Raw genomic sequence first — 22,751 nt, forward strand, 5'->3', positions numbered from 1 at the left:
CTTTGCTCCTAACTGCCCATCCCAAAATCCTATAGAAGATATTTGGTTACAAGCAAAAACCTGGGTTAGACGTTTTTGCGCTTTAATTCCAACATTCTCTCATTTAAAGTGGATGTTTGAGTGGTTTCTCCGAAACACTACCTTTGATTTTCTCTCTCTCCAGATGTACGGAGCTTTTTCAGAAATCAAATACTAGTCCTATAGTTTTCATTCCATCAAGTAAAAATCTATTCTCCGCTTCCATAATTAAGCTCATAAGTCAAATATGAACGCTATATTTATATTTGACTTATTTACATCTTTCTCCAGTTATAAATCACAACATTATGTTGACTTTAAAATATCACATAATATTGAACAATACAAAGACAAAATGTCAGTATTTATGTCTGAATATCTCATCTATAAGGGTTGATATTTAATTTTTTTTAGGCAAGAATAAATATAACCTCTAATAAAGAGTAAGCGATCTTGGTGACAACCTAACCTTATCCAATGTCCATAGTCCGCGCAAGCGGGCTTTTTTTTGCATATATAAAAATTCAAAAAAGCTACGTTAATTATGTCTAAAAAAATATTTTTAAAACTTGCTTTTTAGCATCAAATTATAAATAATAAAGATGCCATCTGACAGATTTGTTGCCCATATAGGTGACAATTAGCCCTTATAGTTAGTCCGCTAAAGCGGACTAAATTTTTTATAAAAGTTTGGGAGATATTTTCATATTCCATACTTAAATAGGAGTGTTATGTAAAACTCCTAATTTTTAGGTAAATCAGACATCGCAAAGAGTCAGTAATCAGGCAGAATGAATTACAAAAATTTTTGACTTTTGACTTCACGGCGGTACTAGCTTCCAAAAAATGTAACATCTCTTATGTAAAGGCTCTTATTGGCTTAAATATTTTTATACTTTATATCTAATTTTCAGGTATAAATAGCAAATAGCATGATAGTAGCTAGTTAAGAATAAAAAGCTATGGCTATTTATGATGTCCTCTCTCGTTGCCAGTATCCGCCTCCGAACGCTTTATTTCAGTTTTTTTCTCAAAAAACCAGTATTGCAGTAGTTCTGATTGGCTGTATTGTCCTTGTGGGGTGGATTAAAGACATTACAGTTCTCAAGAGCGTTGTGCCGGGATGGGTAGCGATGAAAGCCAACACAGCTATCGGTTTGATTTTAGGAGGAACATCTTTATGGCTGTGGCATTGGCAATGGAGAACTTACATAACACGTCGTGCTGCTCAAGTCTGCGCCTTCTTGGTTTTAGTGATTGGTTTGTTGACACTGATTCAGTATGGCTTCAACTTAGACTTAGGCATTGACCAACTTTTCTTCCAGACTAGTATCGACCCATTAAGTGATGCAGCTCCTGGTCGCATGGCAATTCATACTGCCTTTATTTTTGTGTTGCTGGGCTTGAGCCTACTGCTGTTGAGTCTTGCACAACCCAAGTATTTTGTAGCTCAGTTATTTGCTATGGTGGCATTTTTCATCGCCGGAATGGGGCTATTAGGCTACGTATATGGCAATGCTTATTTCTACAAATTTGGCTCATTAACATCAATTGCAATACATACAGCCGTTGCATTTCTCTTACTAATCTGCGGCATTATGTTTGCCTGTCCTAACCGTGGACTAATGATTGTGGTTACTAGTAAGAATGCAGGTGGGATCATGGCAAGGAATCTATTACCCGCTGCAATTGTGTTTCCGCCAGTCATCTGCTGGTTAGTTTTATTTGGTTACAGAATGCAGATTTATACTGCCGAATTTGGACTGTGTATTGTAAGCATGTTGAATGTTATTTTTTTTGCAGTGCTGATTTGGGGGAATGCCCGATCGCTTAACATTATTGATCATCAGCGGCGGCGATCGCAAATCGCGCTCAAAAAAGCCAATGAAGAGCTAGAGCAGAGAGTTTCCTTACGTACAACCGAGTTGTTACAGACTCTTGAACGATTACAAAATGAGATAGCCGAGCGCCAATCGGTAGAACAAGCTCTTTTTCGAGAACAAGAACTCGCCTTAGTAACATTGCAATCTATTGGTGATGGAGTAATTACAACCGATGCAACTGGTTTGATTAAATATCTCAACCCAGTAGCCGAAGTCCTGACTGGTTGGAGTCTAGCCGAGTCCTTGGGGTTGCCGTTGACAGAAGTCTTTCAGATTATTAACGAAATATCCCGCGAAGCCAGAGAAAACCCAGTAGAAAAAGTCTTGCATTCTGATGCCATTGTTGGTTTAGCAAATCACACAGTCCTGATTACCCGCAATGGTAGAGAGTTGTCTATTGAAGATTCCGCCGCTCCAATTCGTACCAGCGATGGCCAAATAGTTGGTGTAGTGCTAGTGTTTCATGACGTTACCCAAAGCCGCAATATGGCACGTCTATTATCGTGGCAAGCGAGCCACGATGGCTTGACTGGACTAGTGAACAGGCGTGAGTTTGAAAACCGCTTAACACAAGCTGTCACCAGCGCTCAGACTGGTAATGAAAAATATACATTGTGTTATTTAGATATAGACCAGTTCAAGATTGTCAATGATACTTGTGGTCATATCGCTGGCGATGAACTACTGTGTGAAGTTGCCAGTTTGTTTCAAACCCATTTACCTTCCGGTGAGACTCTGGCACGTTTAGGTGGAGATGAATTTGGCATCATACTCAACAATTGTTCTCTAGAGGCAGCACTATTCATTGCTAATACTTTACGTGAAGTTGCCCAAAAGTTTCGCTTTGTTTGGAAACAAGATAAAATTTTCCATCTGAGTGTCAGCATTGGCTTAGTTGAAATTAACGCAGATACTCAAAACATGAACAGCGCCTTAAGTGCTGCTGATGCAGCTTGTTATGTTGCGAAAAATCAAGGGCGTAATCGTGTACATATTTATCAAGCTGATGATCTGGAGTTAGCAAGGCAACATGGCGAAATGCAATGGGTAGGAAGAATTACTCAAGCACTAGAAGATAATCGTTTCCGCCTTTATTACCAATCCATTATCCCCGTTACCCACACCGAGTCGTTAACAGAGCATTACGAAGTTCTCCTGCGCCTGATTGATGAAACAGGTGAGTTGATAGCACCAATGGCCTTTATTCCAGCAGCTGAACGCTACAATCTCATGCAAACTATTGACCGTTGGGTAATTCACACGTTTTTTACTTATCTAGCTCAATGTGTAAATTCTCAACAGCCTAATTGTCCCTTGCTAGAATACTATCGTGGCTGTTTGTATACCATTAACCTCTCTGGCGCTAGTATCAATGATGATAAATTTATTGATTTTGTTTGTAGCCAGTTTGCATTACACCAGATTCCACCCACAGCAATCTGCTTTGAAATTACTGAAACTGTTGCCATTAAAAACTTGGGCAAAGCAGCAGGATTTATTCGCTCACTGAAGGAATTTGGTTGCCGCTTTGCCTTAGACGATTTTGGTAGTGGGATGTCTTCTTTTGCTTATCTCAAAAATTTACCAGTAGATTACTTAAAAATCGATGGTAGTTTTGTCAAGCATATTGTAGAAGAGCCGATTGATTTGGCAATGGTAGACGCTATCAACAAAATTGGGCAGGTAATGGGAATTCAAACCATTGCTGAGTTTGTCGAAAACAAAGCCATTTTAGAAGTTATTCAAATCCTGGGGATAAATTATGCCCAAGGCTACGGTATTGCTAGACCAGTTCCTTTTTATTTCAACTAAATTTAGTTAATAAATTCTGCCCGAAATTGATTGACAACGCGATCTAACCCTACGGAATGAGCGGCTTTAAATAAAATACGATCGCCTGCTTGGACAAATGTTTTGAGTCGTGCAACTAAATCGCCATGACTGGCAAAGCACTCTGAAGGGATACCTACGGCACTTTTAGCGATCGCTTCGGCATCTTGTCCGTCTACTAAAACTAGCAAACCATCTAAATTCAAGTTGCGGACAGTTTCGCCAACTTTAGCGTGTAATTGTAGCGATCGCTCTCCCAATTCTTTCATAGCTCCCAATACGGCAATTTTGCGCTTTCCGGGGGTGTCTGCTAATAACTGCAAGGCGGCTAACATAGCTTCTGGTGCAGCATTATAAGTCTCATCTAAGATTACAACATCATTGGGCAAAGCATAACGTTGCGATCGCCCGGTGGGCATATCTACTGTTACACCAGCCCTCAAGATTGACCAATCAATTCCCAGCACCTTAGCCACAGCTAAAGCCGCTAAAAAATTCGTCGCATTGTGACGACCAGCCAGCGGCAGAGGTAATTGAATTCCTGCGACTTCTACAGTTTCACTATCAATCAGGTTTCCTTGAATATCGCCACCAGATAAACCATAGGTTAAAACTTCTCCCGACCAAACTTTCTTGGCTGTGGCAATTAATAAAGGATTGTCGTAGTTGAGAATTGCCACATTATCTTTTGGCATTTCGGCTAGTAATTCACATTTTGCTTCAGCGATCGCCTCTTCTGATCCCAGCAATTCAATATGCGCTGTCCCGACGTTGGTAATTACCCCAATTGTCGGCCGGGCAATGTGCGTTAGTTCAGCAATTTGTCCCTTACCGCGCATGGCCATTTCAATCACGGCATAGTTGTGTTCTACATCCAATTCCAGCAGCGTTTTCGGTACACCAATTTCATTATTGAAATTCCCATAAGTCTTGTGGACTCTGCCTTGGGTAGCTAAAACTGCCGTAATTAATTCCTTTGTTGTGGTTTTACCTACAGAACCAGTAACACCAATCACCGGGATATCAAAGCGATCGCGCCACCATCTAGCGATTTTTTGATAAGCTTCTAGAGTATTTTTTACCTGCAACACAGGGAATTGCGAATTGTCGTAGTCAAAATCCACAATTGCCGTCAACGCACCTTTAGCGATCGCGGTTGAGATAAAATCGTGTCCATCAAACTTTTCGCCGCGTAAAGCCAGAAATACTTCCCCTGGTTTCAGTATCCGAGTATCTGTCTGAATACCGCAGATTACTTGCGCCAAAGCAATTTCAGATAAATTGGCAGACTGAGCAAAGAGAACTTCCCGCAGTTGGGTGAGGGTAGCAGACCAAGACATAGTAGATATTTTGTGATGATTTTTATAAGAAATGGTTATCTGTTTTGTTAACTAAATCGTCCACAAAGCAGACACAGACAAAATTCTTTCTATCGTATAATCCTTGTGTCAAAAACACAAAATACCATGCCTTTTCGTGATGCTGCAATTCTAGGCGATCGCTTAGAAACTTGCTAATAACATAATACAAAAGCCTGTTAGTCAATTTAAGCGTGATAGAGTATTCACGATTGCCTAATTTTGTGATATGTCAGACGTTTGACGAAGGCTATCTGTATGGATGTTTTGTCTTTAACTCTCCACATTCATTAAGTATTCATCAGCCAAAACACAGCATTGCCTACCTACATCAACGACAGAGGAAGACATGATCTCACACAGTTCAGGGTTGTACATCTTACTAGTCAGTGTTCACGGTTTGATTAGAGGACACAATCTAGAGTTAGGAAGAGATGCTGACACAGGTGGACAAACAAAATATGTCGTCGAACTCGCCTGTACATTAGCCAAAAATCCCCAAGTAGAAAGAGTTGATTTAGTTACGCGTTTAGTAGACGACCCAAAAGTAAGCTCTGACTATGCTCAACCTGTAGAAATTCTCTCAGACAAAGCCCAAATCATTCGTCTCGCCTGTGGCCCACGTCGTTATCTCCGCAAAGAAGTTCTCTGGCCATATTTAGATACCTTTGCAGATGAATTACTCAGACACATTCGCAAAGTTGGTAGAATCCCCAATATCATTCATACACACTACGCTGATGCTGGATATGTTGGTTGTCGAGTTGCCGGTTGGCTCGGAACACCACTTGTACATACAGGTCATTCCCTCGGACGAGTCAAGCAACAACGATTACTAGAACAGGGAACTAAATTAGAAGCTATTGAAGATCACTTTCATATCAGTACGCGCATTGAAGCCGAAGAAATTACCCTTGGTGGTGCAGCACTAGTTATTGCCAGTACTAATCAAGAAATTGAGCAGCAGTACAGCATTTACGACCGATATCAACCGGAAAGGATGGTAGTGATCCCCCCTGGTGTGACTTTAGAGAATTTTTACCCAGCACCTGATAATTGGCAAGACCCACCCATTCAACAGCAATTGCAGCGTTTTCTCAAAGATCCGCAAAAGCCAATGATCATGGCAATTTCCCGTCCAGCTATTCGCAAAAACGTGAGTACTCTGATCAAGGCTTTTGGCGAAGATCCCGAACTGCGTCACCTAGCAAATCTAGTAATTGTCCTAGGAAAACGAGAAGACATCTCAACGATGGAATCGGGGCCGCGTCAGGTGTTTATGGAAATCTTGCAATTAATCGATCGCTATGATCTCTATGGTCACATTGCCTATCCTAAACACCATAATTCCCAAGATGTACCTGATTTATATCGGCTGACAGCAAAAACTCGTGGAGTATTTATCAACCCTGCACTCACAGAACCATTTGGATTAACTTTGATTGAAGCTACAGCTTGTGGTGTCCCCATCATTGCTACATCCGATGGCGGGCCACGGGATATTATCGGCGCTTGTCAAAATGGCTTATTGATTGATCCCCTGAATATTAAACAAATTCAAGATGCACTGCGTCAGACTTTGACAGATACAGAACAATGGCAACGCTGGTCTAGTAATGGTCTAGTTAATGTCTGCAAACATTTCTCTTGGGAAAGTCATGTCAAGCAATATTTAGAGAAAGTGCGCCTCTTTCCCCAACAAAAAGTTCAATCTTTACTCAGTCCCCTGCGGCAAATTTTTGCAGCCGATCGCCCAGACTGGAACATACCTGATACAAACCGCCTACCAACAGCCGATCGCTTCCTCATTACCGAAATAGATAACACCCTCTTGGGCGACCAGGAAGCTTTGCACAAGTTGATTCAGCGAATTCGTAACGAAGGACATACAACTGGTGTTGGTATTGCCACAGGTCGCAACCTGGAAAGTACCTTAAGTATGTTGGAAGAATGGCGGTTTCCGATGCCTGATTTGCTGATTACGTCTACGGGTAGTGAAATCTACTACGGCCCACAAATTGTCACAGATACGAGTTGGCAAAAACATATCAGCTACAATTGGCAACCAGTGGCAATTCGAGAAGCGATGAAGGATATTCCTGGAGTTGAATTGCAGCCACCAGAAACTCAAGGCAAGTTTAAAATTAGCTACTTTTTTGATGCCGATAAAGCACCTAGCTTCCGAGAAATAATTCGCCACCTCCGGCAGCAACAACTTCCCGTCAAGGGAATTTTTAGCCACAATATGTATCTGGACTTAGTGCCATTCCGCGCATCTAAGGGCGATGCTCTACGCTACGTGGCTTTGAAATGGGGATTACCTGTGAAACGGTTCTTAGTGGCAGGCGCATCAGGTAATGATGAATCAATGCTGGCGGGTAATACTCTGGCAGTCGTGGTTGGTAATTACAGCAAGGAAATTCACAAGTTACGAGGATCTTCACAAATTTACTTTGCTCAAGGGCGCTATGCTTGGGGGATTTTAGAAGCTTTAGATCACTACGATTTTTTTGGTAACTTATCTCAAACACAGCCGGAAATGCAGGCAGTTTGATTAGAAGCAGGGGGCAGGGAGCAGGGAGAAGAGGGGACTGTAGGTACAAACCGAACTTCGTTCCGCTCCGCTAACACCCCTTGTGGGTGGCTTTTCTCCCCTGCTCCCTTCCCCGTGCGACCTACTTGTATCAAACTTAAAGTGAAACGATATTACCTCTTGATTGGCACTCTGAGCATGAGCGCACCTACCCAGTCCGCCGTCGGGCCAGCCGGGAAGTTGACGTGACAGAGCGCACATTCTGCTCTGAAGTTACTGAGAGGGATTGAGCGTCGATAGTACCATTGATTATCCACGCGCTGAACGGATGTGTATGTCTGCCCTACCATTGCCAGGGCGTTTGCTTGACGCTCAAAGCTGTCGCTGGGGCGATCGCTTTCTTGGAGGGGGTCAAGTGTGCCGACAAGCCGCATATCCCGATTGCGATCATTAAATATCAGTGAGATGGAATGCTTGCCCTGCTCCACATTATCCACGGTGGTTTCGTCGAACTCCTGGGTTAGCGCCGCAAATAATGTGTTGAGCATGAGATCACTTGTCTCTTGCGCGAATGCAATCTGTCCTGTTGTAGGTGGAATATAATAACCGTGAGCAATTTCCGTAAAACTGAACCCGAAAACGAGGGATAGCATCACAATCCCACAGCTGACTAGCTTTCTCAGACGCATTTTCTTATCCTTTGGTTTTGTATTTTTCCTGATTCAGCAACTTGGCATCACGGATAAGACATTTCTTATGCTTTGTCAGCACAGACATAGCCTATCCAGATGACTCCGACTCAGCGTTTGTCAGCCTATAGACACTACTAATTTTCAGTTCACGGGAACCCCAATCATCCATAGCAATTCGCCACGGTAGGAGAGAATCTTCCATACCTTGAGCGAAAGAGCTTTTATTACCTGACTAAACTGAATTTAAAAACTTGATAAGTAATCGGACAGAATGAATCACACAATGTCATTGCTTTAGCCTAAGCCTTCCCGCAGATGAGCGATCGCAATGAGTATGAAAAAGAACAGTCACAACAAAGCAGCCCACAAAGTGGGTTAGGAACACAGAACTAATTACTGCTTGAAATATTTACTTTTTTTAGTAAATATTATTGTTTGTTTACTTATATGAAATTTTATCAAGTTATCCGGGAAAATACAAGCCCATTGTCCGTCTTTTTGATACAGCAAATAATCAAGATACTTTCTCTGGCGATCGCACCCTATTGACTTCGGTGTGGGGTGTATATAGCAGGTGACAGGGAACAGGTGACAGGGTTAAGAGTCTTTTAGTGCATGAGTTTTATCATTGGCCGATGTCCTAACTGCCTTGGCTACTGCTATAAAAAGAAAGTTTTTTCTTCTCCCTTCACACCCAACACCCTAGTTTTGGTCAATAAGCCTTGACTTAAGAATAAACTTAGTGTTTGCTAAGAGTTCTAATTACCGGAACACACTTGTCAAAATCAGGTTAATCATATAAACAGATTTGCAACAAATCTCCGCAGAACTTCTTTATTGTTTTGTAATTTTCTAAATTTTTCTTATGGTTGCCCAGTTAGAGTCCACAAGAGCCAATTCGAGCCTCACCTTACCACATCCAGTAGAAGGGCTATTGCAAGTTTTCACTAGCTCTCACCGTAACTTTTTTACCAGCGTTATAGCTCAAGCCCTGAGAATTGCTGGTCAAGGCACATCAGTATTAATAGTACAATTTCTCAAAGGCGGTATTAATCAAGGACACGACAAACCAATTCAGTTAGGACAAAATCTCGACTGGATTCGCTGTGATTTGCCTCGCTGCATCGATACGCCACACTTAGACGAAGCAGAAAACCAAGCATTACAACAGTTATGGCAGCATACCCAAAATGTAGTCTATGAGGGTAAGTATTCACTAGTGGTTTTAGATGAGTTAAGTTTAGCCATCAACTTTGCTTTTATTCCCGAAGCAGAAGTTTTAGCTTTTCTGGCAAAACGTCCGCCCCATGTCGATATCATTTTCACAGGAACAGAAATGCCCCAATCTCTTTTAGATGTTGCAGATCAGATTACAGAAATTCGTCGCAGTCATCGACCCTAAACAAAAGACTCCGTTCACGATATCCTAGTAGTTCGGTTTGAATTACCTGTGAACTTGTGATTAAGAACGATAAGTGGATTACTGAAATGGCTCAAAAAGGGATGATTTCGCCCTTTGAGCCTAGCCTAATCCGAAAAGTGCAAAAAGATACATCTGTTGATATTCAACCTGTAATCAGCTATGGTCTATCTTCTTATGGTTACGATATCCGCCTGTCCCCAGCTGAGTTTCGCATTTTTCGCCACATTCCGGGAACTGTGGTTGATCCCAAAAACTTTAATCCACACAATCTAGAGTCAACGCTACTGCATACGGATATTAATGGCAGTTATTTTATCTTACCGGCTCATTCTTATGGATTGGGAGTTGCTTTAGAAAAGCTAGAGGTTCCAGATAATATTACAGTAATTTGTATAGGTAAAAGCACGTATGCACGTTGCGGCATAATTGCCAATCTAACACCCGCGGAAGCGGCATGGCGCGGTCATTTAACCTTAGAATTTTCTAATTCTTCTAGTGCAGACTGCCGCATTTATGCGAATGAAGGGGTAGTACAGTTACTGTTTTTAGAAGGAGAACCCTGTGCTATTAGTTACGAAGCGCGTCAGGGTAAATATCAGGATCAATTAGAAATTGTGACCCTAGCTCGTATATAGTTATACCAATTGTCAGAGTCGATGGGCGGTATTATCCGCCGCACCTCTCTGTTCAATCTGGGCGTGCAGGTTTCCCCGCACTCAGCTTTCGATATTCTTAGCGTTCGCTTTTGCCGATATGTTTAAAATCTCTCCCCACTCCAACTCCGATAACGGCTGAACCTCAACCTCCATAGCAAAACAATGTTTAGCCGCAGCAATCAAAACCGTCATCATCTCTTCAACACTCTCAGGAAACTGCACATCAGCAACAGACTCTCTACCAAACACCTTCGCAAACAATTCCGTATCCGGTTGCAAACGCATAGAACCATGCTGCAAAATTACGTCACCACGCCGCATCTGGGCGCTACCAATAAGTTTTGCGCCATTGGGTAAAACTAAATCTGCACCTGTTGCAGTCCCAAAACAGTTAGGGTTATGGATATAGCCTCGCCCAGCTGTACCGTAGCTTAATTCAACACCAAGCGATCGCCATCCTTGAATCAAAAACTCACAAATTTTTGCGTATGCTTGTAAGCGGTTTCCAGTCAAACCAGATGTGATTACAGCATAAGTTAAATCGCCTTGGTGTAATACCGCCCGTCCACCAGTGGGACGACGTATTAAATCGAGTTTTTCACCTTGCCAAGTTAAATTTTGCCATTCTGAGGGATATTGGCGTTGATGATAACCGAGAGAAATAGCGGCTGGCGACCAAGTATAAAAGCGTAGAGTGGAAGGATGTGTTCCCGGCTGGTGCTGTTCTAATAGCCACTTATCAATCGCCATCTGCACATTACCAGAGGCTTCCAAGAAAGGAATCAGTCGCCAAACCTGCTTATTGGACATTGATTAATACTTAAGCTGCACCAAATTCAGACTGTAAAACTTCATCGTTGTTGTCGGCGATCGTGGCGACAATCGTAATTAACCGCGAAACTTCTCCAGGAGACAATTCAGCTAGTGTACGTGTCGAAATAACTACCACTTTGTTTTCAATTATCCCGAAACGAGCTTCAAAAGTGCTAGAGCAATTCATCTCCAAAAGTTGGCGCATTAATTTGGGTTCATCTTTGGCGGGTAATTTTAGCACCACAGACCAAACTGTGATTGTGTCTTCGTCGGTTTTCCCTGTAAGTTGAACAAACACTTCCACACTTCCATAGTTAAATTTCCAGAGATAACCACCGTCTGGAGTGTGGCTAACCATTGCACTGTCATCTTGTTCTAGAGAGTCGATGACGTTTTCAATAACTTCTACATGGTTGATAGTCGCTGTCTCCTCAATTAGTTCCTTGAGTAATTCGTCGTTAGTTAGGGTTTCCTGGTAGCTTGCCATACAGATTTTTGCTTCAATATGTTCGTTGGTTCACTCAAACATACTTTAACGTGAGTTTATCCGAGAGGCGCACCTGTGTAAAGAACGAAAAAAACAAAGGATATTTCTTAGTTGCGCCTTGACATCTCATCTATGTACATGACTGCTGTAAGTTCTAGCGATCGCCTCATTCGAGTAAAGTATCTTTTGATAGAATCTTTTTCCGGGATATAACAATTTTCTTTACCGAAACAGTAAACTATTACCTACATTGATAAATCTGTTTGAGATTTAAGAAATTTGTTTACCAAAATGGTAAACTTATATTCAGTCTAACAACGTATGGAAATCACCTTCGCTGACAGCCGACTACAAGAACTGTGCGGACAACAAAACCTAGCGGAAAAAAAATTAGGTAAAAATTGTGCCAAGAAATTGAGAAATAGGTTGGGTATGCTTACTGCTGCTGGTAGTGTTGCTGAATTAGTTGCAGGTCGTCCCCACCCCTTAAAAGGAGATCGAGCAGGTGAATTTGCAGTAGACCTAGAAGGTGCTAAACGACTTGTATTTAAGCCAGATAATGATCCAATTCCTTTTAAGGAGGATGGAAGCATTGATTGGTCACAAGTTACTGCTGTTTGTATTGTTTTCATTGGAGATTACCATGACTAAGACAAACCAACCCTTTACTCCAGATTGGGTTTCTTCCCCTGGTGATACCATCGCTGATGTATTAGAAGAACGTGATTGGACACAAGCAGAGTTAGCAGAGCGTTTAGGCTATAGCATCAAACACATCAGCTTGCTGATTAACGGCAAAGCACCCATCAATGAAGAAACAGCCCTAAAGCTAGAACGGGTTTTAGGCAGTACAGCCGCATTTTGGCTCAGATATGAAGCTCAATATCGCGCTGCTTTAGCCAGAAAAGAAGAAGAAAACCGCTTAAAAGAGTGGACATCTTGGTTAGATAATTTACCCGTTAAAGAATTGATGAACCAAGGTGTAATTCCCAATTGCCGTTTAATTGCCAAGAATAAACCAGGAGTAGTCAAAAGTTTATTACATTTTTTTGGTGTGGCTTCGCCGGACGAGTGGCGAAGTTGCTACGCAGGTATGGAAGTGTCCTTTCGTCGCACCCGCAAAGAACAAAGTGATGTCGGAGCTATTTCTGCTTGGTTACGTTTAGGTGAAATAGAAGCAGAAAAACTAGACTGTCCCAAATACAGTAAACCAAAGTTTGAAAAAGCAGTGCGAGAAATTCGCACTTTGACCCTGTTATCACCAGAAGAATTTGAACCAAAGATACAACATTTATGCCGGGAAGCAGGGGTTGTGCTGGTTTTAGTACAATCAATTAAAAGAGCGCACGTTAGCGGTGTAGCACGATGGTTAAATCCTCATAAAGCACTAATTCAACTTTCGCTTTACGGTAAAACCAACGATCGCTTTTGGTTTAATTTCTTCCATGAAGCAGCACATATCCTATTACATAACAAAGAAAATATTTTTCTAGATGAATGGGATAATGGGGAAAGTTTGGAATCTGAACAAGAACAGGAAGCTAATCAATGGGCACGAAAATTTTTGATACCGCCTGAGTATGAAAGAGAATTAACGCAACTGCAATCCAAAAATGATGTGATTAATTTTGCAGAGCGTATCAGTATCCATCCTGCTATTGTTGTAGGACGGTTGCAGCACGATCATTTAATTGATCCCTCTTGGATGAATAGCTTCAAAGTAAGTTTGTATTTTCAAGGCGAAGAAGTAGAATAGCTACAACCTGTTCCTTGTTCTTTTTGACGAATTACGAATTGGTATGTCATCTCTCTCTCAAGCTGTGCAAACTTGTGATGTCCGGCAATTGGGTATTAACTTAAATCATTGGTATGTAGTTGCACGTAGTAGTGAAGTCACAAATAAACCTGTGGGAGTGACATTTTGGCATCAGGCGATCGCACTTTACCGCGACGGTACAGGCAAAATTCACGCTCTGGAAGACCGTTGTCTCCATCGGCAAGTTAAACTGAGTCACGGACAAGTAATTGGGAATGAATTGGAATGTGCTTATCATGGTTGGCGTTTTAATTCATCAGGTGAGTGTGCAGAGGTTCCTTATTTAGCTGCAAATCAAAAACTACCAAACTGTAAAATTCGTCACTACCCAGTCAAAGAGCAAGATGGTTTTATTTGGTTATTTCCTGGTGATGCAAAACCATCTGTAAAACCATTGGATTTACCAGAATGGGAACATTTGAATTATATTGCTTCGGTTGCCGTGATTAACTGTCAAGCTCATTATTCTTATTTAATTGAAAATCTGATGGATATGTATCACGGACATTTACATCAAAATTTGCAAGCTTGGGCATCAGCATCTTTACAAGATATTGATGAAAATGATCACCGTGTAGATGCTCATTATACAGCCCAAAGTTATTATAAAATTGATAAAATTTGGTCGATATCTCAGTTATTTTTTCCGGCTTTGCGACGACTACATCCTGAACCATTGGATGTGTGTTACGTCTATCCCCATTGGATGTCAACACTAGGCAAAGACTTTAAAATTTACTGTTTATTGTGTCCTATAAATGAGACACAAACCAAAGCTTATTTAATTCATTTCACATCACTAAATGCTTTTTGGCGATTGCATAAATTACCATTATGGTTTCGACAGTTTATTAAAGATAGTTTATTTAATGCAGCCAAAAAATTACTTGATGGTTTAGTAGTTCAAGATGTAAAAATGATTGAGGAAGAACAACAAGCATATTTACACAATCCCCAAAGACGAAATTATGAATTGAATCGAGCATTGGTGAGTGTGCAAAGATTGATGAAGACTCAGATAGGCATCAAAGGCGATCGCGCTCACGCCGATCACGAAGTATCCTAGAAATAGAGGTTTGATAGTTGTGGAGTGGCGATCGTGAATACCCAGGAATTCCTGCGATTAATCGACAAGCAGGGTTCATGTCCCCAAACCCTGCCAAAAGCGTTGCAAGCTCTATGGTATGACAAAAAAGGTAATTGGAACCAAGCTCATGAAATAGTTCAAAATGCTAATGATGCTGACAGTGCTTGGGTTCACGCCTACTTACACCGCCAAGAAGGTGACTTAAATAATGCACGTTACTGGTATCGTCGCAGTAGTCAGCCAGAGTTTATCGGAGAACTAAACCAGGAATGGGAACACATAACTTCTCTATTACTGAAAAAGGTCAACACAACTCATGGATGTTGAGCAACTTAAGCGACGTTACTTAGCTGGTGAGAGATATTTTCCCGCAGCGAATTTAAGTAGAGCCAATTTAATTGCTGTCTACTTACCGGGAATTAATTTGTGGGGAGCAGATTTGAGTGAAGCTAACCTCGCAAAAGCCAAACTCTGGGGAGCAGACTTGAGTCAAGCTAACTTAGCAAAAGCGAATTTGACGAGAGCTAATTTGTGTGGTGTTAAGTTGAAAGATGCAAATCTTCGGGGAGCCAAACTCAACTTCACCAAGCTGTATGGAGCCGATTTGACAGGAGCTTGTTATGATGACAGCACCCGCTTTTCTAGAGGATTTGACCCCGTTAGTCAGAATATGCGGAAGTTTTGATTGAAGCAGGTACTCTCAGATTTGGAAACTGATGGCAGGAAATTAAAAGCTGGAAGTCAAGCGCTCAATGATTCCGGCTCTTTACCAGCTATTTCTAAAACCCGACGCAACCAATCTTGTGTTTGCCCAGCAGCAGATTGTCTTTGTTCAACATTAGACCAGATGTTGTCCCAATTAAATAACCAACGAGTCAAAAGACGAACCAAGTCAACTAACTCTGCGGCTCGGTCAATATCATCTGCCTTTACCATGTCTGGGACAGTCCACTCGATAAAGTATCGACTTTCTTTGACCAGAGTGAGTATCAATTCTTGGGATGATGCCTGAGTCCACAAGGCTTGAATTTGTGATAGATGTGCGGCAAGATGATGCAAACGAGTAGGGACATCATCTTGCATAAAAATTTGCTGTCTTGGTGTTATTTCAATCATACATTTCCCAGGAACTCGATAATAATTTGGGCTATTCTTTCTCTAATATTAGAATCCAATATTTCCATTGAGCGATTTTGGCGAGGACGGAGATTGACTATAGACTCATAGATAATCTTATGAGTTGCACGCATAAAGCTGGCAGCCCAAATATCTTGTTGCCTACTACCGTCATCCAACAACATTTCTTCACAATCAGCATGTATATCGCCACCACCAACCAACACTTGACGCTCAAGGTCTACTGCGGTTTTGATGTAGAACTTATGTTTTTCCAGCATTTGTTCAAGTTGTTCTCTAGTGGCGCAATTGCGTAACAGCAGAATCATTAAAATCACAATCTCTTTATTTATGGAGTTTACCTTCTTCTGCCTCACCTCAACTGCGCTCGGCAACCACCTGCCTTCTTACAGTTCTTCGGCTTCAGGTAGCGGAAAGATTTCGCCTGCTAAGTAAGCGTCAAAATGCTTTTGGAAATACAGCCAAGAAGTCATATCCTCCCCGTCAAAAAATGCTTTGGGAGCTTGTTTATATAAAGGAACGCGGTGATTAATTTCATCTTGCAGTAGCTGGGGTAATTCTACTAACCCAGCTACTTTGCTACCAAAAGCACTATAGATAAGACTACCAGAGCGATCGCCCATTTTCATCCAAGGCAACCATTGACCAATCCTATCCCAACTCAAGCGAAGTTGAGAAACTGAAGTTAGTTCTGGGTTGAATAAATCTGCTGTTGGTACAGTTAATTTAAATAATTCCGCAGCCTGATAAGTTTTATAGGGACTATATTCGGCAAATTTCGGCTCTATTGCTAGAGGGTTCGGATATGTAGGAAAAATATCAAATACAAAAGTTGTGCTGTCTCCATCAACTTGTGCTGGAAATTTACCTTTAAAATGTCCTTGCACGGGATTATTTGCAACGTGTAACACAGGTACAGTTTCAGCAGTCCAAGGATTTTCCCATTTCCGCAAAATCTCTCCCGTTTCTGGGTGTAAATAATAAGTTAGTTCTCTAGAAGTAAAATCCCAGCTACCTTCTTCTGTGGAAATACATCTACTGACACTTACCCCCATCATTTTAAACAGAAGTTTTCTTTTCTCCCCTGGGATAAAACTATAAATTTTACCTCTCCAGATTAAGAATGTAGATTCACTAGAATCAAGGGAAGAACGAGTTTTTACCCAATGTTGAGCCTCTAATTCTTGAATTTGTGCTACCATCTTATGTCTCCTGATTGACTAACTAAACAAAGGGTAGTCTTAAACAGGCTAAAATTGCGAGTCTAACTACCTGCTTGCCTTATTTTTCTTTTTGCCTTTTTACTTTTGCCTTTTTGTACTAGCATTCATCTGCTAAATGTGTCGATAATTCGTGGTGTAGTAAGTTTTTACCTTTTTTTTTGGCGCTGTACATCAAATTATCGGCTCTTTCGATCATTTCAGTTACTGAAGTTGGTGGAGTAATAAAAGTAATTGCACCAATACTAAAAGTTACAGGCCAGTGCTGTTCTTCCATCGCAGATGATAGAGTTTTTTGTAATCTTTGTAATACTATTTCTGATGCTTCATAACCAGTACGTGGCAATAAAATAGCAAATTCATCGCCACCAATTCTAGCGATTACGTCAATTTTACGCAGGTTATTTTTAGCATTTTCAGCTACTAGACACAGTAGGCGATCGCCAACAGGATGACCAAATTGATCATTAATTAATTTAAAATTATCAACATCGAAATAAGCAATAGTTAAAGGCTCTTTATGTCTTAAAGATTTATGGATTTCAATATTTAGTAAATCCAAAAAAAATGACCTGTTATTTAATCCAGTTAAGGCATCAGTGCGAGCCAGTTTTTCTAAATTTTTTAATGTCAGTTTTTGTTGTGATAAAAGATAATTAGTAAACAAGAAAAAAACTAAAATTACAATTGTATTCCAGTAAGGTACTAGAGGATGCAAATAGTGAAAGTTTGGTCTTTGATTTACTAATAGATTTGTAATTGCACTAATAATTGATGTTGATATTCCACCGCACTTATCAGAAAACCATGTGGCAATACCAATAGGAATTAAATAGAAGATTGCTATCAAAATTTCTGGTGGTATGTAATAATCTAACCAGCCTATCAAGGCTATGAGGAACACACTGAGGCATATTACGCATAATTTAGGTTGGTTCTCTAATATTTTGATTAAATTCATATTCCCTCAGCTCAACTGCACCATGTTTTGCAGTTCCTTATGGGTTATAACCGTACCCTTTATTTTTTACCCAATCATATATTCTTTAATTTGTCAATATTAATCGAATGAGAATAATCTACTGATATAATAATAACTAAGAGTGATAATTCTTGATTAAAGATAGTCACAAATGCAATCATCAAGTCACTTTAGGCAACACGACGACTTTAACAAATAGTTGGATTAGTCAAGTTACAACACCATTATTATGAATAGAGATTAGATCCCTTATTGTACTGATTTCTAGACTCCCGCGATCGCAAAATAGTTGCCAGTTAAATCACCTTGATATCAGATAAGATTCCTCACTATTGTGCATTTCTCCGGATAAAGCAAAAAAACAACTGAATAATGTTTCACATCAATTCTCTACACCAAAACCTATGGAACTGCCTCAACGCGTATCAATTCGCTACAAAGACACTTCCTACAATATAAGTGAGATACGGTTAAAAACTTTTCAACTTGGATTCCGAATTTGGGAAGAACAAAGTAAACCCAGAAAAACTGAGCTTTACGATTTCATCTTGAATTGCCTAAAACAATTTGACCGCCAAGACCGTTTTATCGTTTCATACCTATTTCTAGAATTGACAGATGTTATCCGTAATTCTTCTCTAGAAAGAGGCATGAGAGAGGTATTAATTAAAACAGCTTTTAGAGAGTTTGCTTGTGCATTAACAGATTTTGAAAATGCTGAAAAATAAACGGCAAGATTAAGGTTTTGTTGGGTTGAACGACAGCGAAAATCAACTTAATATTTTCTTAGCTGAACCGTATTACCATTGGTTAAAATTAAATTAAGTTTCGTTTAAAATCAGGAGTCAGATTATCTGACTCCTGATTTTTAGGGAGATGCTTTAGTGGGTTTTAAATTCCTAGCTTTGTAAAACATTTCTAGGCTTTGGCGATCGCCTACAAAACGCCAATGCCAAGGTTCATAACTCACGCCTTGGGGATTATCTTGAGGAAAAGATATCTCAAAGCCGAAGCGAGCTGCGTTTGCTTGTAGCCACCCAAAAGCTTTGGTTTGATCAAAATTTGCTTGGAGATTAGTAGCTGGTACTGCTCCATCTCCTATATCCACAGCATAGCCTGTGTGATGTTCGCTATGACCAGGAGGCGCACTCAAAGCGGCTCTTTGTGCTGGGGTTTGATTCCGCCGCGCCCCTACATCAAAAAATAATTGTTCTTGCTCATTCACAGAACGAAAGCCAGAAATTGGCACTAAAGTTACACCTGCACGCCGTGCTGCTTGTGTCATCGCCCGAAACTTTTCAGCCGCAGTTTTTCGCATTTTAATTCGCCGATCTGCGGTAATTGGCGCTAACTCTGACTCTGGTGCTTCTGGGTATGCTAAATGCCCTAACACCACATTATTATCTTGAGGATTTGTAGAACCAGTGCTTGGAGTTGTTGTAGTTATGGAATTAGCGGGCGCTGATTGAGAATCGGCAGTTTTTTTCGGTGTAGTGATGGAAAACAAAAAACCACTGATGACGGCCAGCAGAATAAATCCCGCGACTCCCCCAATCAGCAGAACCTGAGGTTTTAAGCGTGTCTTGGCGGCGACATCAGGAGTATCGCGTAAAGCTACTGGAATATCATCACCTGAATCACCAGACGAATTTGGGGGTTTTTCAGAAAACCCAGCTTTATTCAAGGGTTAACTCCTGCTTTTGTGAAAGATTTATAACAGACTGTAGACTAGACAGAGATTGGCATATTCGGTACATTTTACATCTGTCTCTGTTGGCGAAATCTTGGCAAACCTCCTAGAACTATACGTCAAACTGGTAGGCTTAATTTTAGTAGGATTTTTCCTGGGACGGAAACTGCCTGCCACAGTTCCACCTCGTTTGGGACAGTTGCTTTTCTGGGTGGGAGTACCTATAAGTATTGTTGCGTTTTTACGTAAAGCTGACTTATCAGCACAGATTTGGATTGCGCCTGCGATCGCCTATATAGCCATTTTATTGGGCGCATTTTTAGCCTGGTTAGCTATTAAAGGACAAGCATATCTTACAAACACAACTCTTCAGCACCCAACTCAGGGAAGTTTGATTTTAGCGGCAATGGTAGGTAACACAGGTTATATAGGCTTTCCTGTCACTTTGGCAATGGTAGGCCAAGATTATTTTGCCTGGGCTTTATTCTACGACTTACTGGGGTCACTGTTTGGCTCTTATGGCTTGGGTGTGGCCCTAGCATCTCGTTTTGGCGACGGTGCGACAAACTATTGGCAAATGGCTCAGGCTATCTTAATTAACCCGGCACTATGGAGTTTTGGTTTTGGCTTATTGTTTCGTCAGATTAGTATCTCTAATATGGCGGAATTTTATCTAGAAAAATTGGGTTGGGGTGCTGTGGCCTTATCCCTAATATTAATTGGTATGCGACTTTCGCAGTTAAACTCTTGGCACAGACTACCACAAGCAGGAGTGAGCTTGGTAATTAAAATGCTGTTGCTTCCTCTGCTACTTGGCGGTACTTTATCATTGTTTGGTGTAACTGGTTCCGCAGCACAGGTAATTGTTTTACAAATGGCCATGCCGCCAGCATTTGCCACAATGGTACTGGCCGAAACCTTCAATCTTGATCGTGAACTGGCAGTTACGTCCTTAGCCCTAGGAATTATGCTTTTATTGCTCACTCTGCCAGTTTGGCTATGGCTGTTTTGAATTTTAAATTTTGGATTTTAGATTTTGGATTGGTGAATAACAAGATACCCGACTTCTCAAAGAAGTCGAGGATCTGAGTCTTCTGGTTTTCCAGTGTAAATTTTTCACCAGAAAGTAAGTAGGTCGGTGTTAAAAATTGTCGTCATGACAAGGCAGGAGGCAGAGGGAAGAAGGCAGAAGGGAAGAGGTTTTCAAGCTACTTTACTTTCCGTTACATAGTTCGGTTTATTTGCACCTTTCTACTTATTACTAGGGATAGTGTTACAAAAGCTGAATTAATCACAAAGTAACGAAATAAAGTACCGAATTTTGTTCGTGAGTTACAAGCGATCGCTTCATCCCTGTATCACTAGAGTAATTTCATACTTCACACTTCATACTTTAAGCTATGGCAGCAGAACATAATTTGATTCTTGATCTAACCACTGTGTTAGGAGCCTCAGCATTGGGAGGATATTTAGCCAACCAACTGAGACAACCTGTTCTGCTTGGCTATTTAGCGACTGGGTTAATAGTAGGGCCTTACGGCTTCAAGCTGTTAAGTGATGTGCCGCGAATTCAATCTTTAGCATCGATTGGTGTAGCTTTTTTATTATTTGCTTTAGGTGTGGAATTCTCCCTGACAGAATTGAAACGAGTTAAGGATATTGCTATCAAAGGCAGCCTACTGCAAATTGGATTAACTACATCTGTGGTGGCATTATTTACAATTATTCTGGGTTGGGCTGAGGGATTTACCCAGGGAATTTTTGTGGGAGCAGTGCTTTCTCTTTCTTCTAGGGCGGTGGTGCTGAAAACACTGGCAGAAAGAGGTGAAACGAATACACTCCACGGTCAAGTTATGCTGGCAATTTTAATTGCCCAGGATTTGGCATTAGGCTTGATGTTAGCGATTTTACCTGCTCTGAATCAGCCGCAAAATATTGGTTGGGCATTAGGCAGTGCTTTACTCAAAGTTTTGTTATTTTTAGCAGCTGCGATCGCATTTGGTAGATGGATAGTACCGAGTTTAATTAGTCGGGTGGCAGCAACAGAAAGTACTGAACTATTCGTTTTAACTGTGATTGCTCTGTGTTTGGGGGTAGCAATTATCACTGCTAAACTTGGTCTTTCTATCGAAATGGGCGCATTTGTCTCCGGGTTAATGGTTTCGGAAATTGACTATGCAGATCACGCACTCGCAAAAGTTCTACCGTTGAGAGACACCTTTGCCTGTCTTTTCTTTGCCTCGATTGGTATGCTGATCGATCCTGGCGTTTTAATCCAGAACTTTGGCTTAATTCTGGGACTGGTAACTTTAGTCATGCTAGGTAAAGCAGTGATTGTTCTGCCAATCATTTTGAAATTTGGCTACTCTCTCAAAACCGCTATTATTACTAGCCTTGGCATTAATCAGATTGGAGAATTTTCTTTTGTTTTAGCTTTGGCTGGTTTGGAATTAAAGCTCATTCCCGAAAGAACTTATCTTCTACTGTTAGGCACAACGGCAATTACACTAGTTCTCACCCCTATGTGGCTCAATATCTCCCCACATTTGGCAAACCGTCTGATGCGGATGCCATTGCTGGCAAAGTCACTGCGGCAATTTGCAGAACCCAAAAGCTTGTCTGTGCCAGAAACAATCAGCGGTCATGTGGTTGTGGCTGGTTATGGTAGAGTCGGGCAAGTGATTGTCAAAATTCTGCACAATCAGGGGTATACAGTTTTAGTCATTGAGAACAGCGAAGCTGCAATTCAAAGGTTGAGAATGCAGCGAATTCCTTACATTTTTGGCGATGCTGATTCGGAACTAGTATTGGATAAAACTCATTTGGAAAAGGCCAAAGCTTTGGCAATTGCCCTACCAGATCCTGCCAGTTCGCGTTTACTTCTCAAACGAGCATTAAGCATTGCCCCAGGATTGGATATTATTGCGCGATCGCACTACGATCATGAAATTGACATCCTCACTCAAATGGGGGCAAAGGAAGTAGTACAAGCAGAATTTGAGGCTGCACTAGAGTTAGGCGCTCATTTACTAGCAACTTTAGGTGAACCCCCAACTCAAATCCACACAGTCATCACCGATATTCGCACCGATAAATACCGGAGTATTCGCTCAGAACGAGCATAGC

21 protein-coding genes and 1 pseudogene are annotated in these 22,751 nt (G+C 41.1%); 13 read left to right on the top strand and 9 right to left on the bottom strand.

All coding sequences use genetic code 11. The features are described 5' to 3' along the window. Window positions 1-196 (top strand): annotated as a pseudogene (locus IQ259_RS14460) (IS630 family transposase); the annotation flags it as partial. 784 nt (window positions 197-980) lie between these two features. After that, complete coding sequence (locus IQ259_RS14465; RefSeq protein ID WP_228014543.1) at window positions 981-3,713, top strand: EAL domain-containing protein; 2,733 nt, start codon at window positions 981-983, stop codon at window positions 3,711-3,713. A gap of 2 nt (window positions 3,714-3,715) precedes the next feature. Here the strand turns inward: IQ259_RS14465 and murF are convergent, their stop codons facing one another. Next, the gene (gene murF / locus IQ259_RS14470; protein ID WP_193885872.1) at window positions 3,716-5,071 is read right to left on the bottom strand and encodes a UDP-N-acetylmuramoyl-tripeptide--D-alanyl-D-alanine ligase; all 1,356 of its coding nucleotides are present in this window, start codon (window positions 5,069-5,071) and stop codon (window positions 3,716-3,718) included. Window positions 5,072-5,438: 367 nt separating this feature from the next. Here murF and IQ259_RS14475 point away from each other — a divergent pair, with 367 nt between their 5' ends. After that, window positions 5,439-7,643: an HAD-IIB family hydrolase gene (locus IQ259_RS14475; protein WP_228014544.1), complete on the top strand. Its 2,205-nt coding sequence runs from the start codon at window positions 5,439-5,441 to the stop codon at window positions 7,641-7,643. A gap of 152 nt (window positions 7,644-7,795) precedes the next feature. Here IQ259_RS14475 and IQ259_RS27190 read toward each other — a convergent pair whose 3' ends face one another. Further along, window positions 7,796-8,119 carry a hypothetical protein gene (locus IQ259_RS27190; RefSeq protein ID WP_228014545.1) on the bottom strand — a complete coding sequence of 108 codons (324 nt, stop codon included), beginning with the start codon at window positions 8,117-8,119 and terminating at the stop codon, window positions 7,796-7,798. A 1,060-nt stretch (window positions 8,120-9,179) separates the two neighbouring features. Here IQ259_RS27190 and IQ259_RS14485 point away from each other — a divergent pair. Together IQ259_RS14485 and dcd are read left to right on the top strand one after the other, a co-directional pair. After that, complete coding sequence (locus IQ259_RS14485) at window positions 9,180-9,716, top strand: P-loop NTPase family protein (RefSeq protein WP_193885876.1); 537 nt, start codon at window positions 9,180-9,182, stop codon at window positions 9,714-9,716. Window positions 9,717-9,802: 86 nt separating this feature from the next. Next, on the top strand, window positions 9,803-10,372 hold the full coding sequence (dcd, locus tag IQ259_RS14490) for a dCTP deaminase (RefSeq protein ID WP_228014546.1): 570 nt from the start codon (window positions 9,803-9,805) through the stop codon (window positions 10,370-10,372). Window positions 10,373-10,453: 81 nt separating this feature from the next. Here the strand turns inward: dcd and IQ259_RS14495 are convergent, their stop codons facing one another. Next, window positions 10,454-11,203 (bottom strand): lipoate--protein ligase family protein, encoded by a 750-nt coding sequence (locus IQ259_RS14495; RefSeq protein ID WP_193885880.1) that lies wholly within the window; start codon window positions 11,201-11,203, stop codon window positions 10,454-10,456. A gap of 10 nt (window positions 11,204-11,213) precedes the next feature. Then, window positions 11,214-11,693: a YbjN domain-containing protein gene (locus IQ259_RS14500; protein ID WP_193885881.1), complete on the bottom strand. Its 480-nt coding sequence runs from the start codon at window positions 11,691-11,693 to the stop codon at window positions 11,214-11,216. Window positions 11,694-12,014: 321 nt separating this feature from the next. On the opposite strand from IQ259_RS14500, the gene IQ259_RS14505 reads away from it, so the two are divergent. The 5 genes from IQ259_RS14505 to IQ259_RS14525 are packed head-to-tail and all read left to right on the top strand — an operon-like array spanning window position 12,015 to window position 15,281. Next, window positions 12,015-12,344 carry a type II toxin-antitoxin system RelE/ParE family toxin gene (locus IQ259_RS14505; protein ID WP_193885883.1) on the top strand — a complete coding sequence of 110 codons (330 nt, stop codon included), beginning with the start codon at window positions 12,015-12,017 and terminating at the stop codon, window positions 12,342-12,344. Further along, complete coding sequence (locus IQ259_RS14510; protein ID WP_193885885.1) at window positions 12,337-13,449, top strand: HigA family addiction module antitoxin; 1,113 nt, start codon at window positions 12,337-12,339, stop codon at window positions 13,447-13,449. Before IQ259_RS14505 ends, IQ259_RS14510 begins: the two co-directional genes overlap by 8 nt. A gap of 43 nt (window positions 13,450-13,492) precedes the next feature. Further along, entirely contained in the window at window positions 13,493-14,575 is a 1,083-nt protein-coding gene (locus IQ259_RS14515; RefSeq protein ID WP_193885887.1) for an aromatic ring-hydroxylating dioxygenase subunit alpha, read from the top strand. 33 nt (window positions 14,576-14,608) lie between these two features. Then, complete coding sequence (locus tag IQ259_RS14520) at window positions 14,609-14,923, top strand: hypothetical protein (protein WP_193885888.1); 315 nt, start codon at window positions 14,609-14,611, stop codon at window positions 14,921-14,923. Further along, window positions 14,913-15,281, top strand: a complete 369-nt coding sequence (locus tag IQ259_RS14525) for a pentapeptide repeat-containing protein (protein ID WP_193885890.1) — start codon at window positions 14,913-14,915, stop codon at window positions 15,279-15,281. Before IQ259_RS14520 ends, IQ259_RS14525 begins: the two co-directional genes overlap by 11 nt. A 56-nt stretch (window positions 15,282-15,337) precedes the next feature. On the opposite strand, the gene IQ259_RS14530 is transcribed toward IQ259_RS14525, so the two are convergent. From IQ259_RS14530 to IQ259_RS14545, 4 genes are all read right to left on the bottom strand, one after another. Then, on the bottom strand, window positions 15,338-15,712 hold the full coding sequence (locus IQ259_RS14530; protein ID WP_193885892.1) for a hypothetical protein: 375 nt from the start codon (window positions 15,710-15,712) through the stop codon (window positions 15,338-15,340). Further along, complete coding sequence (locus IQ259_RS14535) at window positions 15,709-16,041, bottom strand: DUF5674 family protein (protein WP_193885973.1); 333 nt, start codon at window positions 16,039-16,041, stop codon at window positions 15,709-15,711. Before IQ259_RS14535 ends, IQ259_RS14530 begins: the two co-directional genes overlap by 4 nt. Before the next feature lie 78 nt (window positions 16,042-16,119). Beyond that, window positions 16,120-16,935, bottom strand: a complete 816-nt coding sequence (locus IQ259_RS14540; protein ID WP_193885894.1) for a DUF1838 domain-containing protein — start codon at window positions 16,933-16,935, stop codon at window positions 16,120-16,122. 118 nt (window positions 16,936-17,053) lie between these two features. Further along, on the bottom strand, window positions 17,054-17,914 hold the full coding sequence (locus IQ259_RS14545; protein WP_193885896.1) for a GGDEF domain-containing protein: 861 nt from the start codon (window positions 17,912-17,914) through the stop codon (window positions 17,054-17,056). 425 nt (window positions 17,915-18,339) lie between these two features. On the opposite strand from IQ259_RS14545, the gene IQ259_RS14550 reads away from it, so the two are divergent. Continuing rightward, window positions 18,340-18,663, top strand: a complete 324-nt coding sequence (locus tag IQ259_RS14550) for a hypothetical protein (RefSeq protein WP_193885898.1) — start codon at window positions 18,340-18,342, stop codon at window positions 18,661-18,663. A gap of 140 nt (window positions 18,664-18,803) precedes the next feature. Here the strand turns inward: IQ259_RS14550 and IQ259_RS14555 are convergent, their stop codons facing one another. Further along, window positions 18,804-19,619 carry a D-alanyl-D-alanine carboxypeptidase family protein gene (locus IQ259_RS14555; RefSeq protein ID WP_193885900.1) on the bottom strand — a complete coding sequence of 272 codons (816 nt, stop codon included), beginning with the start codon at window positions 19,617-19,619 and terminating at the stop codon, window positions 18,804-18,806. 100 nt (window positions 19,620-19,719) lie between these two features. On the opposite strand from IQ259_RS14555, the gene IQ259_RS14560 reads away from it, so the two are divergent. Together IQ259_RS14560 and IQ259_RS14565 are read left to right on the top strand one after the other, a co-directional pair. Continuing rightward, window positions 19,720-20,637 carry an AEC family transporter gene (locus IQ259_RS14560; RefSeq protein ID WP_193885902.1) on the top strand — a complete coding sequence of 306 codons (918 nt, stop codon included), beginning with the start codon at window positions 19,720-19,722 and terminating at the stop codon, window positions 20,635-20,637. A gap of 388 nt (window positions 20,638-21,025) precedes the next feature. Beyond that, on the top strand, window positions 21,026-22,750 hold the full coding sequence (locus IQ259_RS14565; protein ID WP_193885904.1) for a cation:proton antiporter: 1,725 nt from the start codon (window positions 21,026-21,028) through the stop codon (window positions 22,748-22,750). The last annotated feature ends 1 nt before the right edge of the window (window position 22,751 follow it).

Source organism: Fortiea sp. LEGE XX443 (assembly GCF_015206815.1).
Taxonomy (GTDB): Bacteria; Cyanobacteriota; Cyanobacteriia; order Cyanobacteriales; family Nostocaceae; genus Nostoc_B.